Below are 16,843 nucleotides of genomic sequence, written 5' to 3' on the forward strand. Positions count from 1 at the left end.
GTCGCCTCCTCATCACATGTTCGAGTAACCCGGGCCGCCGCCGCCCTCAGGCACCACCCAGGTGATGTTCTGGGAGGGATCCTTGATGTCGCATGTCTTGCAGTGCACGCAGTTCTGCGCGTTGATGACGAAACGCGGATCGCTCTTCGTCTCGTTATCCGTGTAGACGATCTCGTAGACGCCAGCCGGGCAGTAAAGCCGGGCGGGTTCGCCATAGAGCGGCAGGTTCTTCGCGACCGGGATAGACGGGTCGGTCAGCTTCAGATGCGCCGGCTGGTCTTCCTCGTGATTGGTCGAGGACAGGAACACCGACGACAGCTTGTCGAAGGAGAGCTTGCCGTCCGGCTTGGGATAAGTGATCGGCGTCACTTCGCTCAGCGGCTTCAGAGTCGCGTAATCCGCCTTGCCATGCTTGAGCGTGCCGAAAGGCGACCAGCCGAAGAGCTGGTTCAGCCACATGTCGATGCCGCCGAGCAGAACACCGCCGATCGTCCCGAATTTCGACCAGAGCGGCTTGACGTTGCGGACCGGCTTGAGGTCGCGACCGATCGGAGATGAGCGCCAACTGGTTTCGATCTCACTGACTTCATCATGCGCGCGTCCCGCCGCCAGAGCCGGCACGAGATGCTCGGCGGCCAGCATGCCGGACAGGATCGCGTTGTGGCTGCCCTTGATGCGGGGCACATTGACGAAGCCAGCCGCGCAACCGACCAACGCCCCGCCCGGGAAGCTCAGCTTCGGAACCGACTGCCAGCCGCCTTCGGTAATGGCGCGCGCGCCATAGGACAGTCGCTTGCCGCCCTCGAAGACATCCCGAATCATCGGGTGCGTCTTGAAGCGCTGGAACTCGTCGAAGGGCGAGAGCGTCGGGTTCTCGTAGTTGAGATGCACGACGAAGCCGACGGTGACGAGATTGTCGTCGAAATGATAGAGGAACGAGCCACCACCGGTCTTGCCGTCGAGCGGCCAGCCGAAGGAATGCTGCACCCGGCCCTTGTGGAACTTCTCCGGCTTGACCTGCCAGATCTCCTTGAGGCCGATACCGTATTTCTGGGGCTCACGGTCCTTGTCGAGGCCAAAGCGCTGGATCGCGATCTTGGACAGCGAGCCGCGCGCCCCCTCGCCGAGCAGCGTGTAGCGACCGCGCAATTCCATACCTCGGGTGAAGCGTTCGGAGACCGTGCCATCCTTGGCGATCCCCATGTCGCCCGTGGCGACGCCGGTGACGGCGCCCTTATCGTCGAAGAGAAGCTCGGCGGCGGCGAAGCCCGGATAGATCTCGACGCCCAGCGCCTCGGCGCGGGTCGCCAGATAGCGCGTCACCAGCCCGAGCGAGCCGACGAAATTGCCATGATTGTTCATCAGCTTCGGCATGCCGAAATTCGGCAGCCGGATTCCGTTCGGCTCGGTCAGGAAATAGAAGATGTCCTCGCTGACTTCCGTCGTCAGCGGGCGTGCCTCGTCCTGGCGCCAGTCAGGCAAAAGCGCGTCGAGACCGATCGGATCGATCACCGCGCCCGAGAGGATATGGGCGCCGACCTCGGCCCCCTTCTCGACCACGACCACCGAGATGGCCTCGTCGAGCTGCTTGAGGCGGATGGCGGCTGCAAGACCAGCAGGACCTGCGCCGACGATGACGACGTCATAGTCCATGCTTTCGCGCGGGGTGCTTTGCGCTTCCTCGAGTTCCATTCTGCCCTCCGCCAGCAACTTTCGCCTCGACAGCGATAGTTTATATATGAACGATCATGCCCTCTGGCTCAAGCCAAACCGAAACCAGATTGGAACCCCTCTATCCGAGCCCACGTTCCAATTTGCAACCGCGATCGACGGCTCCAACGAGCACGTTGAGCCGAACAGCCGCCCGACAGGTGTCGCGAAGCCGCGCCGGTCCGTGCTAGGACGCCGGGATGATCCCTGCTGGCCACGATCCCGTCGAACTCATTGCCTGGTACGCCGAGATGGGCGTCACCGAGATGCTCGACGAGACGCCGCATGACCACTTCGCCGAATCCGCAAAGCTCGCCGAAGCCGCCGCCACACAGGCTGCAGCCCGCCGCAATCCTCTGCGTGCGGTTCCTGCTGCGCGTGTCATCGCGGCCGACGCAACGGCGCCTGACGAAGCCATGCAGAGTGCGCGCCTGCTGGCCGGGCAGGCCAAGACGCTCGACGAATTGAAGGCGGCGCTGGCCAGCTTCGAGGGTTGCGCACTCAAGGCCACGGCGAAGAATCTGGTCTTTGCCGACGGCAATCCCGAGGGGCGCGTGATGTTCGTCGGCGAGGCACCCGGCGCGGATGAGGACAGGCTCGGCCTGCCCTTCGTCGGCCGCTCCGGCCAGTTGCTCGACCGGATGCTGGCGGCCATCGGCCTCAACCGGCAGGACCATGTCTACATCGCCAATCTTCTGCCCTGGCGTCCGCCCGGCAACCGCACGCCGACCCCGCAGGAGGTCGCGATCTGCCTGCCTTTCATTCAGCGGCAGATCGAACTCGCCAATCCCGACATCCTCGTCTGCATCGGCGGCCCCTCTGCCCAGGGCCTGCTCGGTTTCACCGGTATCCTCGCCTCGCGCGGCAAATGGACCGAGTATGATATGGGCACCCGGCGCATCCGCGCCCTTGCCACGCTTCACCCCGCCTATCTGCTGCGCCAGCCCTTGCAGAAGCGCCTCGCCTGGCGTGACATGCGGGCGCTCAGGACAGCGCTCGACGCAGCCATCTAGAGTATTCGCCTGCGACAACGCGCCCCTGCCTCTGCGACATTCCGGCCCCTCGCACAGTTTCGGATTTGACTAAGTTGCCCCGCAGCGACGATGTTGTGCGGGCAGAGTCGTTTCAAGCCGCTCATGCGGCGTGCCGGCCGGAGCCTCGCGATGGAAATCGACGCATTTCTGCTTTCGCGCATTCAGTTTGCTTTCACGGTTTCCTTTCACATCGTCTTCCCCGCCTTCACGATCGGGCTCTCAGCCTATATCGCGACATTGCTCGGCCTCTGGCTGAAGACCGGCGACGACAAATTCCATCTGCTTGCCCGGTTCTGGACCAAGATCTTCGCGGTCTCCTTTGCGATGGGCGTGGTCTCGGGCATCGTGCTGTCCTACCAGTTCGGCACGAACTGGAGCCGGTTCTCGACGGTGGTCGGCAACGTCATCGGTCCGCTGATCGGCTATGAGGTGCTGAGCGCCTTCTTCCTCGAAGCCTCCTTCCTCGGGGTCATGCTGTTCGGCTGGAAGCGTGTTCCGCCCTGGCTGCATTTCCTGTCCGCGGTGATCGTCGCCGGCGGAACGGCGTTGTCGGGGTTCTGGATCCTTTCGGCCAATAGCTGGATGCAATATCCGACCGGCCACGAGATGCGCGACGGCATCGCCTACCCGGTCGACTGGCTGCAGATCATCTTCAATCCGACCTTCCCGTTGCGCTTCATGCACATGATGACGGCGGCCTATCTGACCACCGCCTTCGTGGTGCTGGCGACGGGAGCGCGCCATCTCCTGGCCGGGACGAGCATCGAGCCTGCCAGGACGATGGTGCGGATGGCGATCCTGATGATCGCCCTGACGGCGCCGATCCAGGCCGTCATCGGCCATCAGCACGGCGAGAACACGGCGAAATACCAGCCGGCGAAGCTCGCCGCGATCGAAGCGCATTGGGATTCGTCCAAGCCCGGCGCCCTGGTTCTCTTCGCCTGGCCCGACGAGCAAGCCGGCATCAACCGTTACGAAATCGCGATTCCCGGCCTCGCCAGTCTCGTGACCCATGGCAGCATGAGCGCCCTCTTTCCCGGCCTCAACGATTTCGCACCGCAGGACCGGCCGCCCGTCAAGATTCCCTTCTTCGCCTTCCGCCTGATGGTCGGCATCGGCTTCCTGATGATCGGTTTCGGCTGGCTCGGCGCCTATTTCTGGTCACGCGGCAAGGTGTTCGAGGCACGACGCTGGCTCTGGCTGGCGCAATACACCTGGCCCCTCGGATTCGTCGCCATTCTGGCCGGCTGGTTCGTGACGGAGGTCGGGCGCCAGCCCTGGCTCGCAACGGGCGTGCTGCGTTCGGCAGACTCCGTCTCGCCTGTGACGGCGATGCAGGTCGCAATCTCGCTCGCGCTCTTCGTTTGCGTCTATTCCGTGGTCTTTGCCGCCGGAATCCTGCTGATGAACCGGTTGATCGACAAGGGGCCCGACGCTCTCCTCGCCACGGACCCGCCGGAGCAACCTTCGAAGCGGACACTCAAGGCGACGCAGGACGACGCCTCCGTGCTGTTCGGCGACGGGCATCCCGGCGACGACAAGATCCAGCCGGCGAATTGAGGGGAGAGCTGAGATGGAATGGTATCTCCCCGTCATCTGGGCCGTCCTGATCGGCACGGCCGTGATGCTCTATGTCGTGCTTGACGGTTTCGACCTCGGCATCGCGATCCTCTTCCCGACCACCAGGGACGAGGGCGAACGCGACCAGATGATGAACTCGGTCGCACCCTTCTGGGATGGTAACGAAACCTGGCTCGTGCTCGGCGGCGGCGGCCTCTGGGTCGCCTTTCCGACCGCCTACGCCATCATCATGCCGGCCTTCTACACACCGATCATCCTGATGCTGCTGGCGCTGATCTTCCGCGGGGTCGCCTTCGAATTTCGCTGGGTCGCCAAGCCGCATCACAAAAAATGGGACATCGCCTTCTGGCTCGGCTCGACCCTGGCGGCCTTCGCCCAGGGCCTCGTGCTCGGCGGGCTGATCCAGGGCATCACCGTGAACAACCGCGAGTTTGCCGGCGGCCCGTTCGACTGGCTGACGCCGTTCTCGGTGATGTGCGGGGTCGGGGTCGTCGTCGGCTATGCGCTGCTCGGCGCGACCTGGCTCGTCTTCAAGACGGAAGGTGCCGTCGCGGACAGGGCTCGGCATCAGGCGAAATGGCTGCTGCTCGGGCTGATGGCCTTCGCGGTGATCGTCTCGCTATGGACGCCCTACGCACACCCGCGCATCGCCGAACGCTGGTTCACGCCCTCCAACCTGCTGCTGCTCTGGCCATTCCCGGTCCTGACGGCGTTCAGCGGCTACATGGTCTGGAAGCGGCTGCACGGGCAGCACGAATTCACGCCCTTTGCCTTCACCATCGCGATCTTCCTGCTCTGCTTCCTGGGGCTCGCGATCTCGAACTATCCCTACCTGGTGCCCCCGAGCCTGACGATCTGGGATGTGGCCGCAGCGCCATCGTCCCACATCTTCGTCCTGATCGGCGTCTGCTTCCTGCTGCCGATGATCCTGTTCTACACGGCGTTCGTCTACTGGACCTTCCGCGGCAAGGTGAGGGCCGACAGCGGCTATCATTGAGGTAATGGGAACCACCTGCGCACGAGCCGGTTGACGAACAGCTTGAGTTCCGGGCCTCTCTCCACGAGATTGCTCGGGACTAGACGGGGACTCCGCCATGCGTTGGGAAGATTATCGCCAGTCCGAGAATCTCGAGGACAGGCGCAATGGCGGCGGCGGCTTCGCGGGGCTCCCTGGCGGGCGCGGCGGTGTCGGCATCGGAACCATGGTCGTACTCGGTCTTGTCGGCTGGGCGCTCGGGATCGATCCGCGCATTCTGATCGGCGGAGCCGAAATGCTCGGGGTCGGACGCAGCGCCCCGACCCAGGAGAGCCGCCCAGCCTCGGGCCCGCCACAGGACGAGATGGGCCGCTTCGTTTCGGCCGTGCTGGCGCAGAACGAGGATATCTGGACCAAGATCCTGCCGCAGCAGGCGAACCGCCGCTACGAACCGCCGAAGCTCGTGCTGTTCTCGCGCATCGATCGCTCAGGTTGCGGCACGGCGCAGGCAGCGATGGGGCCGTTCTATTGCCCCGAAGACAAGAAGGTCTATCTCGACCTCTCCTTCTTCCAGGAGATGCAGCGCAAGCTCGGCGGTGGTGGTGACTTCGCCTATGCCTATGTGATCGGGCATGAGGTCGGCCATCACATCCAGAACCTGCTCGGCATCCTGCCCAAGGTGAATCAGCTGCGACAGCGCATCTCGGAGCGCGAATCGAATGCGCTGTCTGTGCGGGTCGAACTGCAGGCCGACTGCTTCGCCGGCGTCTGGGCACATAATGTCCAGGCGATGGGCCGAATCGACCAGGGCGATGTCGACGAGGCGATGCGGACGGCAGCCGCAATCGGTGACGACCGGCTGCAGCAAGCCTCGCAAGGCGTGGCCGTCCCCGATTCCTTCACCCACGGTTCGTCGGCGCAGCGCACCCGCTGGTTCACGACGGGCTTCAAGTCCGGCTCGCTGCAAAGCTGCGATACCTTCCGGACGAACCAGCTTTAGATCATCGGGCCCGATATCGAATCCGGTCCGATCTGACCTTCCAGGGTTGCATCGGCCCGAAAACCGCAATCCGCCTTTTAGGGCCGATCCCTAAAGCCTCAGGATACGGCGCGCTCCCGGCGCACCGAGAGACGTCGCGGCGCGGCATTCAGCCGCCCAGCCAGAACCAGTCGCTTCGGCACCACAAGGCCGGCCCGCAGCCGACGCGGGCCGAATGACAGCGCGGCGCGCTCCTTGAGCGACGCAGCAATCCCGCTCAACGGCAGCAATGCCGGCCTGTCGGGCGCAAGCAGCAGATGGCGCTCCGTCACCTGAATCCAGTTCGACTGCAGAATGTCCCCGGCGCTCAACAGAAGCAGCCAATCGCCTCGCGCCTGTGCGGCGCCGGCATGCCAGCTTTCAGGTGCCGCCGCCCTGACATAGGTCGCGCCCGTCACGTCGGCGAGGCGCTCCACGTCCCCCTCACCCTCCGCATCGACCACCACCGCATGGCCGAGGAAGCCTTCGGCAACGGCCGGGATCAGCACGGAAAAGGTCGCGGCGAGAGCACTGGCCGGTCCGTCGGCCCTGATGACGGCTGTAAGCATGGCCAATTGATTATGACGCAGCGCAACATGCCGCAATCCCGCCACTTGCGTTTTGTTCTCTATATGTTCACATTGATAGTCACGGAACCGCCGATTCTTACGGCCCTCTCAGGAACGGCTCAGCGCCATGCAGCAAGCCAGACCCAGCTCGCGACCGCTCGCAGCCCAACCGCTCAGGCGGCATGACGGCGAAACGCTGTCGGCATCCGCGCGCGTCGCCCCCGTGGAACCGCTCGCCTATGCCGGCCACCGCATCGATCCGGAACGGCGGCGCGGACGCGGTGCAACGATCAATCCAGGCGGACGCTTCGAGACCGAACAGCGTGTCGCCGAAGATGATGGCTGGGGCTCTCTCGGCGAACTGCCCGCCTTCAAGACCGAAGTCGCGATCGAGAAGGCGCGCACGATCATCACGAGGAACGATTCGCCGGATATCTCGTTCGATCGCTCGATCAACCCCTATCGCGGCTGCGAGCATGGCTGCGTCTACTGTTTCGCGCGGCCGAGCCATGCCTATCTCGGGCTTTCACCCGGGCTCGATTTCGAAAGCAAGCTGACCGCGAAGCCCGACGCCGCGCTGCTGCTCGAGAAGGAATTGTCGGCACCATCCTACCAGCCGCGCACCATCGCGATCGGCACCAATACCGACGCCTATCAGCCGATAGAGAAGAAGCTTCGGATCATGCGCTCGATCCTGGAGGTGCTGGCGCGCTTCCGCCACCCGGTCGGAATCGTCACGAAATCGGCACTGGTCCAGCGCGACATCGACATCCTGGCGCCGATGGCAGCGCAGGGTCTCGTCAAAGTCGCGATCTCCGTGACGACGCTCGATCCCAAGATTGCGCGCGGCATGGAGCCGCGCGCCGCCGCGCCGGCGAAGCGGCTGGAGACGATCAAGCGGTTGTCGGATGCCGGCATTCCGGTGACCGTGCTGGTCGCGCCGATCATCCCCGCGATCAACGAGCAGGAAATCGAGCGCATCCTCGACGCCGCCAAGGCTGCCGGGGCGCGCGAGGCCGGTTACGTACTGCTGCGCCTGCCGCTGGAGGTGAAGGATCTCGTCCAGGACTGGCTCCTGACCCACCATCCTGACAAGCTGCGCCATGTCGTTTCGCTGATCCGCTCGACACGCGGCGGCAAGGATTATGACTCGGCCTGGGGCCAGCGTCAGGTCGGTTCCGGTCCCTATGCCTGGATGATCGGGCGGCGCTTCGAAATGGCGGCCGAACGCCTCGGCTTCAACGCGACGCGGCTGCGGCTGCGCACCGACCTCTTCCTGAAGCCCGAGAAGGAAAAGGCGCAGCTCAGCCTGTTCTAGACGACGGCCTTCCGGCATAAGCCCCGGCAACGATTTCTTTCCTGGACCGGGCATGGCCGCCGATTTCAGCCGCGAGGCGCACGCAATTGAGCAAGGATACTGGCCGCTGGCCGGCGTCGACGAGGTCGGGCGCGGGCCGCTGGCCGGGCCGGTGGTGGCGGCTGCCGTCATTCTCGACCCCCGCCTGATTCCGGCTGGCCTCGCTGATTCGAAGGAACTCAGCGCCGCAAGGCGCGAAGCGCTGTTCGGGGAGATCGCCAAAGCCGCGCTCGGGATCGGCATCGGCAGCGTCACAGCGCAGGAGATCGACGCGCTCAACATCAGGCAGGCGACGCTGCTCGCCATGAAGCGCGCGGTTGCCGGCCTGCCAGTCCAGCCGCGGCATGTGCTGGTCGATGGCAACGACCCTCCGACTCTCGGCTGCTCCTGTGATGCGATCATCAAGGGCGACGGCAGCGTGGCCTCAATTGCGGCCGCGTCGATCATCGCAAAGGTGACGCGCGACCGGATGATGGCGCGCCTGGCGACGCATTATCCGGCCTATGGTTTTGCCGGGCATGCCGGCTATGGCACGGCCGCACATCGCGCCGCGATACAGACCCACGGCCCCTGCCCGGAGCACCGTTTTTCCTTCGCGCCGATCAAGGGCGTCTGGCGGCGCTGAGCGGTTGCATGCCGCTCGCGAGACGTTAGCCGTTTCTTAACTCCCGATCCGGATTCAGTTGGTTTGCCAATGCACTAGGCAAAAACTGCAGCCCCAAAACGAGACGCATTTTTTTCAACCCGGAAACCCGGCTTTTACCCTGACTCCCCCAAGATCGCGACTGTTGAAGTTGCGTAATGGTTTCGGCGTCATGGGTACCTCGCGTACCGGGACTGCCAGCGCCGCCGTCCGGATTCAGGTTTCGCGTACCGGACGGCCTGCGCTGCAGTCTCGGATGAAGGCTTCGAGCCTTTCATTTGATCTTCCGCTCGATCAGGTCGTCGTCGGCGACTGCATCGCCGCGCTCGACCGCCTGCCTCCGGCAAGCGTCGACCTCGTCTTCGCGGATCCACCCTACAATCTTCAGCTGGGCGGTGATCTCCGCCGGCCTGACGACAGCCTCGTCGACGCCGTCGACGACGACTGGGACAAGTTCGCCTCCTTTGCCGAGTATGATGCCTTCACGCGAGCCTGGCTGACGGCCTGCCGGCGGGTGCTGAAGCCAGACGGCGCAATGTGGGTGATCGGCTCCTATCACAACATTTTCCGCGTTGGCGCGATCCTGCAGGATCTCGGCTTCTGGATGCTGAACGACATCGTCTGGCGCAAGGCCAACCCGATGCCGAACTTCCGTGGCCGGCGCTTCACCAACGCGCATGAAACACTAATCTGGGCGGCGCGCGGCGAGAGCTCGAAATACACGTTCCATTACGAGGCATTGAAGGGCGGCAATGACGACCTGCAGATGCGCTCGGACTGGTATCTGCCGCTCTGCACCGGCGAGGAACGCCTGAAGGACGCGTCGGGTGCCAAGGTGCATCCGACTCAAAAGCCTGAGGCCCTGCTGGCCCGCGTCATGCTCTCCGCCAGCAACCCCGGCGACGTGATCCTCGACCCGTTCTTCGGCACCGGCACCACGGGAGCGGTCGCAAAGGCTCTCGGTCGGCGCTTCATCGGTCTCGAGCGCGATCCGGTCTATGCAGAGGCGGCGCGCAAGCGCATCGCCGCTGTCCAGCCCTTGCCGCCCGAATCGTTCTCGACCGCGCCTTCAAAGCGCAGCGAGCCGCGCGTGCCCTTCCTCAGCCTGGTCGAGGCCGGACTGGTCAAGGCCGGTGAGAGTGTTGTCGACGAGAAACGCCGCCACAAGGCGACGATCCGAGCCGACGGCACGCTGTTGCTTGGCCCCGCTGTCGGCTCGATCCACAAGGTCGGAGCGCTCGCGCAGGGGTTACCAGCGTGCAATGGCTGGACCTTCTGGCATGTCGAGCGCCCCGAGGGGCTGACACTGCTCGATTCACTGCGCGGCGAGATCAGGGCGCAGATGGCAGCGGCCTGAGCGCCTCGAGCCCGGTCTCGAGCGCCTTCAGGAAGACCGCCGGGAACGGCTCGTCACGGAGCCGCACCAGCGGAGTGAAGCGGGAGCCTTGCGGCGCTGGCGTCGCCCTCGGGGCATGCGCGACAAGGACCGTGAGCTCCAGCGGAAAATGCGTGAAGACATGGCGAACGGGCATCGCCAGCCTGCGCCACTGCGCCGGAAGCGGAGCATCCTGCAAGGCCTCAGCGAGGCGGTAATCCGCGCTCCACTGGCTGGTCGGCACCTCGGCCATGCCTCCAAGCAGTCCCTTGGCCGGACGAGTCCGCAGCAGAACCGCGCCGTCCTCGCGTAGCAGCACGAAAGCAGCCCCATAGCGGGTTGCCCCAGTCTTCTTCGCCACCTTCCGCGGAAAGGTCTCCTGTGTCCCCGCCGCCCGTGAGACGCACGGCGCTTGCCACGGACAAATCCCGCAGGCTGGCGAGCGCGGCGTACAGATCGTGGCGCCGAGATCCATCAGTGCCTGCGCATAGTCGCCGGGACGCTCCGGAGGCAGCAGGGCCAGGGTGCGCTCCCTGATCAAGGGCTTGGCGCCCAGCAAAGCCTCCTCGATTGCAAAGAGACGGGTCATGACGCGCTCGACATTGCCGTCGACCGCAACCGCAGGCCGGTTGAAGGCAATCGCTGCGACGGCGCCTGCCGTATAAGTGCCGATGCCCGGCAGTTCGCGCAGGTCCGCTTCCGTATCGGGAAAGCGACCGCCGTGAAGCGTCGAGACCGCCTTGGCGCAAGCGTGCAGATTGCGCGCCCGCGAGTAGTAGCCGAGGCCAGCCCAGGCCTGCATGACCTCCTCGCTCGGCGCGTCGGCAAGGGACCCAACTGTCGGGAACCGGGCCATGAACCGTTCGAAATAGGGCTTCACTGCCGCAATCGTCGTCTGCTGCAGCATGATCTCCGAGACCCAGACGCGATAGGGGTCTGCAGGCTCGCCGGCCAAGGCGCGCCAAGGCAGGACACGGCGGTGGCGATCGTACCAGACCAGGAGATCAGTGGCCCTTGGCACAGGCGGTCGCGTTGCGAGGTTCATGAGCCCGGTTTAGCGTGGCGCCTCCCAACCGCAAGCTCCGCAACGCGCGAAAGTTAGGAAACGTGGCCCAAGCAAACGCCGTCCCCGCCCTCGAAACGCGCTGCCTCTTCCTCAAGCCACTGGCGCTCGATGACGCAGCAGCGATCCAGGCGCTGTTTCCGCATTGGGAGATCGTGCGCTATCTGACCAAGCGGGTGCCCTGGCCCTACCCGCCCGACGGCGCGCTCACCTATCTGCACGAACTTGCCCTGCCAGGAATGGCTGAGGGCACTGAATGGCACTGGAGCCTGCGGCTGAAGACCGAGCCCGGCCAACTCGTCGGCCTGATCTCGCTGAGGGAGGGCGAGGACGAGAACCGCGGCTTCTGGCTCGGCCTGCCCTGGCAGGGACAAGGGCTGATGAGCGAAGCGGCCGCCGCCGTCACCGATTTCTGGTTCGATGTCCTCGGGCGTTCGGTGCTCCGTGTGCCGAAGGCCGCCGACAATATTGCGTCCCGCCGCATCTCCGAGAGCGCGGGCATGCACGTCATCCGGTCCGAGATGCGCGACTATGTCAGCGGCCGGCATCTTTCGGAAATCTGGGAGATCAGTGCCGAAAGGTGGCGACGTCACCGAAACAGCTGATAGAGCTTCGGCCCTTGTCGCGCGGTTGCGCCGGCCCCAGAATAGAGCATGGCTGCCAAACCCCTCGCCGACCTGATCGATGATTGCCTTGCCCCTGCGCTCGCCGCCCAGGGTTTTGCCGGGCGCGCCATCGTCTCGCTCTGGCCGGAGATCGTCGGCGAGCGGCTGGCGGCACGATCGCGGCCGCTCAAGATCGACTGGCCGCGCCGGCGCCCGGCGCCGGGCGAGACATCGGAACCAGCAACACTCGTCGTGCGCGTCGAGGGTGCCTTCGCGCTCGACATGCAACAACTCGGGCCCGTGGTCCTGGAGCGGGTCAACACCCATCTCGGCTGGCGTGCCGTCGGCAAGCTCGTGCTGAAACAGGGTCCGGTCGAAGCCCCCCAGCAGAAGCCGGTGCCTCCGCCGCCCGACCCCGCCCTCGTCGGGCGGATCGCCCAGCAGGTCGCCCATATCGAAGACCCGGGTCTCCGGGCGGCGCTGGAACGGCTCGGCCTGGGCATCGCTCAGAAATCCGCCACCACGAGATGACACGGCTTCGTGAGGAAGCCGTCATTCCCCGCGAACCGATCTTGCCACATTCGTGTTGGCCACTATGGTCCCGACACCGATTTGGCCCCTTAGGATATTGCACGATGACGAACAGGCGACAGCTTCTGACCGGCGCGGCCGGGATCGCAGCCGCCGCGATGCTGGGTTCCGCTCCGGCCCGGGCGCAATCCTCGACTGCCGACCTCGCTGTCGCCGGCCCGCTGGGCGATGTCTGGCTCGGCAAGCCCGACGCCAAGGTGACCATCATCGAATACGCCTCGCTGACCTGCAGCCATTGCGCGAGCTTCCACCGCGATACCTGGCCGGCGCTGAAGGCGAAATACATCGACACCGGCAAGGCGCGCTTCACGCTGCGCGAATTCCCGCTCGACCCGCTGGCGACAGCGGGCTTCATGCTGGCGCGCTGCAACGGCAACGACAAGTACTACCCGATGTCGGATCTGCTGTTCGATCAGCAGCGCAACTGGGCTTTCACCGAGAAGCCGGTCGATGCGCTGGCCGCGATGGTGAAGCAGGCCGGTTTCACACAGGAATCTTTCGAGGCCTGCTTGAAACGGCAGGATATCTATGACGCCGTCACGCAAGTGAAGGATCGCGGGGCCAAGGCTGGCGTCGACTCGACGCCGACCTTCTTCATCAACGGGCAAAAGCGTGCAGGTGCGCTTTCGATCGCGGAATTCGACAAGATCCTCGAGCCGCTGCTGGCCGGCTAAGCCCACGCGCCATCCTGCCACCCTGGACGATGAGGCGCGTCGATGCATCTGACGCGCCTCAAGCTGACCGGTTTCAAGACCTTCGTCGAGCCGTCCGAGTTCCTGATCGAGCCAGGCCTGACGGGAATCGTTGGCCCCAATGGCTGCGGCAAGTCCAATCTCGTCGAAGCCCTGCGCTGGGTGATGGGCGAGAGTTCGTTCAAGAACATGCGCGCGTCCGGCATGGACGACGTCATCTTCGCGGGCTCCTCCGAACGCCCCGGCCGCAACATGGCCGAAGTCGCGCTCACCCTCGACAATAGCGACCGCAAGGCTCCCGCGGCCTTCAACGATACCGATGTCCTCGAAGTGACCCGCCGGATCGAGCGCGAGGAAGGCTCGACCTATCGTGTCAATGGCAAGGAGGTGCGCGCTCGCGACGTGCAACTGCTCTTTGCCGATGCGGCGACCGGTGCCCGCTCGCCGGCCCTGGTGCGGCAGGGGCAGATCAGCGAGCTGATCGCCGCCAAGCCGCAATCCCGTCGCCGCATCCTTGAAGACGCGGCCGGCATCGCGGGCCTGTACAGCCGCCGGCACGAGGCCGAGCTCCGGCTCAGGGGCGCGGAGGAGAATCTGACGCGGCTGGAGGACGTGCTTGGCGAGATCGGCACGCAGGTCGATGCCTTGCAGCGCCAGGCGCGGCAGGCCGGGCGCTATCGCAGCCTTGCCGCCGACATCCGCCGCGCCGAGGCCACGCTGGCCCTGATTGCCCATCGCGACGCGCGCGAACACGCGGCCGCTGCGGAGCAGTCCCTGGAAGCCGCTGTCCGTGGCGTTGCCGAACAGACAGGCATCCAGGCAGAAGCGGCGCGTCATCAGGCTGTGGCGGCGCATGCGCTGCCTGCGCTACGCGAAGCCGAGGCCGCCGCGGCCGCGGCATTGGTCAGGCTGAAGCGCGGCCTCGATGAACTCGAGGCCGCGAACAGACGCGCCAAGCAACGCGCAGAGGAACTTGGCAAGCGCCTGACCGAACTGCAGAGCGATCTCACGCGCCAGGACCGCGTCGCCGACGATGCCGCTGAAAGCCTCGCGCGGCTGACTGGGGAAGATGAGACGCTTGCCAGCGAAGCCAGCGTGGCCACGACCGTCGGAGAGACTGCTTCAGCTTCCCTGGCCGAGGCTGAAGCGATCCTGCTTCAGGCAGAGGGCGAGCATTCCACGGCACAGGCAAGATTGTCCGAATTCGCAGCCCGCCGCGATGCCTTGGAGCGGACGCTCCGTGACGCCCGGAGCCGCGAGGCCAGGAATGTCGCGGAGCGGGACAGGTTGCATCGCGACCTCGCCGCGCTCGACGCAGGAGATGCCGCTGCCCAACTCGACAGATTGAAGGACACGCGCGCGCGGGCCGAGGAAGCCATGCGGGAGGCGGATGCCGCTGCAGCCAGCGCAAGAGCGGCTCTTGGCGCTGCCCGTGAGGAGGAAACCCGACTGCGCACGCCGCTGGCCGAGGCCGATCGCGTGGCTCAGCGGCTCGACACGGAAATCCGTACGCTGCAGAAACTGCTGGCACCGGCAGCCGGCGATCGCTGGCCGGCGATCCTCGAAGCGATAAGTGTCACGAAGGGGTTCGAAACCGCGCTTGGTGCAGCGCTTGGCGATGATCTCGATGCCGCCTCCGACACATCTGCACCAGCTCATTGGCGCGATATGGGCAAGACCGCGGGCGACCCTGCCCTTCCCGATGGCGCCGAGGCACTGGCCCGGCATGTGCGCGGGCCGCAGGCGCTGGCGCGGCGCCTGGCTCAGGTCGGCATCGTCCCGCGCGAAGAGGGCCCCCGGCTTCGCGCCTCGTTGCGGCCCGGCCAGCGCCTGGTCTCGCGCGAAGGAGACATCTGGCGCTGGGACGGCTTCACCAGCGCCGCGGAAGCCCCCTCGGCCGCAGCCCGCCGCCTTGCCGAAAAGAACCGCCTTGGCGACCTCGAACGCGAGGCGGAGACGGCGCGCAGGGCTGCGGAGCTTGCGCGACAGGACTTCGACGCGGCCAGCCAGGCGGTTCGCGCCTCTGCACAGGCTGAAGCGGCCGCCATCGAGGCCGTGCGGCTGGTGCGGCGCGAGCTGGATCAGACTCGGGAGCGGCTCGCAAGTGCGGAGCGCAAGGCCAGCGAAACAGCCGCTCGCCGCTCTGCTCTCAATGAAGCCGTCGCCCGCCTGGGGCACGCCATCACGGAGGCAGCGACCCAGGCTTCGGCAGCCGAAGAGGCTCTGGCCGCGCTGGCCCCGGCGACCGAGCTCGAGAGCGCCCTCCTGAAGGCGCGCGCCATCCTCGGGGAACAGCGCGCAGCCGCTTCGGATGCGCGTGCCCGCGTCCAGACCCTGGCGCGAGAGGCGGAACTTCGCGAGCGTCGCCGCGCCACAATCTCCGGCGATATCAGGGCCTGGCAGGAGCGAGCCAGAACAAGTGCCCAGACCGCAGACGAGACGAAACGGCGCATCGCGACTGCGGAGATCGAGCGCAAGGCGCTGCTCGAAGCGCCGGATACCTTTCTCGTCGAGCGCCGGCGTCTGGTCGGCGAGATCGAGGCTGCCGAAACGGCGCGCCGCGAAGCGGCAGACAGCTTGGCCGCTGCGGAGACCGCTCAGGCTGAGGCCGACCGGCAGGCGAGAGCGGCATTGGAGACCCTCTCCGGTGTACGCGAGGTCCGCGCCTCCGCTGAGGCACGGCTTGAGGCTGCCCGACAGCGCCTGGCCGACGTGGAGCGGCAGATCGAGGACGGGCTCGAGACCGGGCTCGCCGGCCTCCAGGAACTGACTCTGATCAAGCCGGGCGATGCGCTGCCGAATCCCGCGGAAATCGAAGGCCGTCTCGCGGGCCTGAAAGCTGAACGCGAGCGCCTCGGCGCCGTGAACCTGCGCGCCGAGGATGAACTCGTCGACATCCAGACCAAGCGCGCTGGCCTGACAGGGGAGCGCGACGACCTGAGCGAGGCGATCCGGCGCCTGCGCCAGGCCATCGGCGCGCTGAACCGCGAAGGCCGCGAACGGCTGCTGGCCGCGTTCGAGGTGGTGCACGAACATTTCCAGCGCCTGTTCGGCATCCTGTTCGGCGGCGGCACCGCCGAACTCCGGCTGGTCGACTCGGAGGATCCTCTCGAGGCGGGGCTGGAAATCTTCGCGCGCCCCCCGGGCAAAAAGCCGCAGGTGATGACCTTGCTCTCCGGAGGCGAACAGGCCCTGACCGCGACCGCCCTGATCTTCGCCGTGTTCCTGACCAACCCCTCGCCGATCTGTGTGCTCGACGAGGTCGACGCGCCGCTGGATGACGCCAATGTCGAGCGCTACTGCGATCTGCTCGACGATATGGCCCGAAACACCGAGACACGCTTCATTTTGATCACCCACAACCCCATCACCATGGCGCGCATGGAGCGGCTGTTCGGCGTGACCATGGCCGAGCGAGGGGTCAGCCAGCTGGTCTCGGTCGACCTCGCAACCGCGGAACAAATCCGAGAAGCCGTCTGAAAAAAAGCCACATTCGGGTTCGCAATGCGGCAAGAATGCCGCACAAAGCGCTAATATCAAATAATTTCAATAAGTTAACACCAATCACCATGCCTTGACAGTCGTCGGAGCGGACAATAAAGGAAACGCGCTGACAACGGCTCGGCCTG

At 65.6% G+C, this 16,843-nt stretch carries 14 protein-coding genes; 11 read left to right on the forward strand and 3 right to left on the reverse strand.

What is annotated here, in order from left to right; genetic code table 11:
• Positions 1-12: 12 nt before the first annotated feature.
• Positions 13-1,692: an electron transfer flavoprotein-ubiquinone oxidoreductase gene (locus AB4099_RS17340; RefSeq protein WP_441478938.1), complete on the reverse strand. Its 1,680-nt coding sequence runs from the start codon at positions 1,690-1,692 to the stop codon at positions 13-15.
• A 218-nt stretch (positions 1,693-1,910) separates the two neighbouring features.
• Between AB4099_RS17340 and AB4099_RS17345 the strand changes: the two genes are divergently transcribed.
• The 4 genes from AB4099_RS17345 to ypfJ all read left to right on the forward strand — a co-directional run bounded on the left by AB4099_RS17345 (position 1,911) and on the right by ypfJ (position 6,301).
• A complete protein-coding gene (locus AB4099_RS17345) occupies positions 1,911-2,723 on the forward strand; it encodes a uracil-DNA glycosylase (protein WP_441478939.1) in 813 nt (270 codons plus the stop codon).
• Positions 2,724-2,873: 150 nt separating this feature from the next.
• Complete coding sequence (locus AB4099_RS17350) at positions 2,874-4,304, forward strand: cytochrome ubiquinol oxidase subunit I (RefSeq protein WP_441478940.1); 1,431 nt, start codon at positions 2,874-2,876, stop codon at positions 4,302-4,304.
• A 13-nt stretch (positions 4,305-4,317) separates the two neighbouring features.
• Positions 4,318-5,322, forward strand: coding sequence for a cytochrome d ubiquinol oxidase subunit II (gene cydB, locus AB4099_RS17355; RefSeq protein WP_113512824.1), 1,005 nt, complete (start codon positions 4,318-4,320; stop codon positions 5,320-5,322).
• A 97-nt stretch (positions 5,323-5,419) separates the two neighbouring features.
• Entirely contained in the window at positions 5,420-6,301 is an 882-nt protein-coding gene (ypfJ, locus tag AB4099_RS17360) for a KPN_02809 family neutral zinc metallopeptidase (RefSeq protein ID WP_069877471.1), read from the forward strand.
• Between the two features lie 98 nt (positions 6,302-6,399).
• Here the strand turns inward: ypfJ and AB4099_RS17365 are convergent, their stop codons facing one another.
• Positions 6,400-6,888, reverse strand: a complete 489-nt coding sequence (locus AB4099_RS17365; RefSeq protein ID WP_441478941.1) for a hypothetical protein — start codon at positions 6,886-6,888, stop codon at positions 6,400-6,402.
• A 127-nt stretch (positions 6,889-7,015) separates the two neighbouring features.
• Here AB4099_RS17365 and AB4099_RS17370 point away from each other — a divergent pair, with 127 nt between their 5' ends.
• From AB4099_RS17370 to AB4099_RS17380, 3 genes are all read left to right on the forward strand, one after another.
• A complete protein-coding gene (locus tag AB4099_RS17370; protein ID WP_441478942.1) occupies positions 7,016-8,206 on the forward strand; it encodes a PA0069 family radical SAM protein in 1,191 nt (396 codons plus the stop codon).
• Positions 8,207-8,258: 52 nt separating this feature from the next.
• On the forward strand, positions 8,259-8,870 hold the full coding sequence (gene rnhB, locus AB4099_RS17375; RefSeq protein ID WP_441478943.1) for a ribonuclease HII: 612 nt from the start codon (positions 8,259-8,261) through the stop codon (positions 8,868-8,870).
• 190 nt (positions 8,871-9,060) lie between these two features.
• Complete coding sequence (locus tag AB4099_RS17380; protein ID WP_113512834.1) at positions 9,061-10,245, forward strand: site-specific DNA-methyltransferase; 1,185 nt, start codon at positions 9,061-9,063, stop codon at positions 10,243-10,245.
• Here the strand turns inward: AB4099_RS17380 and mutY are convergent.
• Positions 10,220-11,308, reverse strand: a complete 1,089-nt coding sequence (gene mutY, locus AB4099_RS17385; RefSeq protein ID WP_441478944.1) for an A/G-specific adenine glycosylase — start codon at positions 11,306-11,308, stop codon at positions 10,220-10,222. The two genes, AB4099_RS17380 and mutY, sit on opposite strands and share 26 nt — an antisense overlap.
• A gap of 62 nt (positions 11,309-11,370) precedes the next feature.
• Here mutY and AB4099_RS17390 point away from each other — a divergent pair, with 62 nt between their 5' ends.
• The 4 genes from AB4099_RS17390 to smc all read left to right on the forward strand — a co-directional run bounded on the left by AB4099_RS17390 (position 11,371) and on the right by smc (position 16,694).
• On the forward strand, positions 11,371-11,931 hold the full coding sequence (locus AB4099_RS17390; protein ID WP_441478945.1) for a GNAT family N-acetyltransferase: 561 nt from the start codon (positions 11,371-11,373) through the stop codon (positions 11,929-11,931).
• 48 nt (positions 11,932-11,979) lie between these two features.
• The gene (locus AB4099_RS17395; RefSeq protein ID WP_113512838.1) at positions 11,980-12,462 is read left to right on the forward strand and encodes a DUF721 domain-containing protein; all 483 of its coding nucleotides are present in this window, start codon (positions 11,980-11,982) and stop codon (positions 12,460-12,462) included.
• A 104-nt stretch (positions 12,463-12,566) separates the two neighbouring features.
• On the forward strand, positions 12,567-13,196 hold the full coding sequence (locus AB4099_RS17400; protein ID WP_113512840.1) for a DsbA family protein: 630 nt from the start codon (positions 12,567-12,569) through the stop codon (positions 13,194-13,196).
• 42 nt (positions 13,197-13,238) lie between these two features.
• On the forward strand, positions 13,239-16,694 hold the full coding sequence (gene smc, locus AB4099_RS17405; protein WP_441478946.1) for a chromosome segregation protein SMC: 3,456 nt from the start codon (positions 13,239-13,241) through the stop codon (positions 16,692-16,694).
• The last annotated feature ends 149 nt before the right edge of the window (positions 16,695-16,843 follow it).

This window comes from Allobosea sp. 2KB_26 (assembly GCF_052115715.1).
Taxonomy (GTDB): Bacteria; Pseudomonadota; Alphaproteobacteria; order Rhizobiales; family Beijerinckiaceae; genus Allobosea.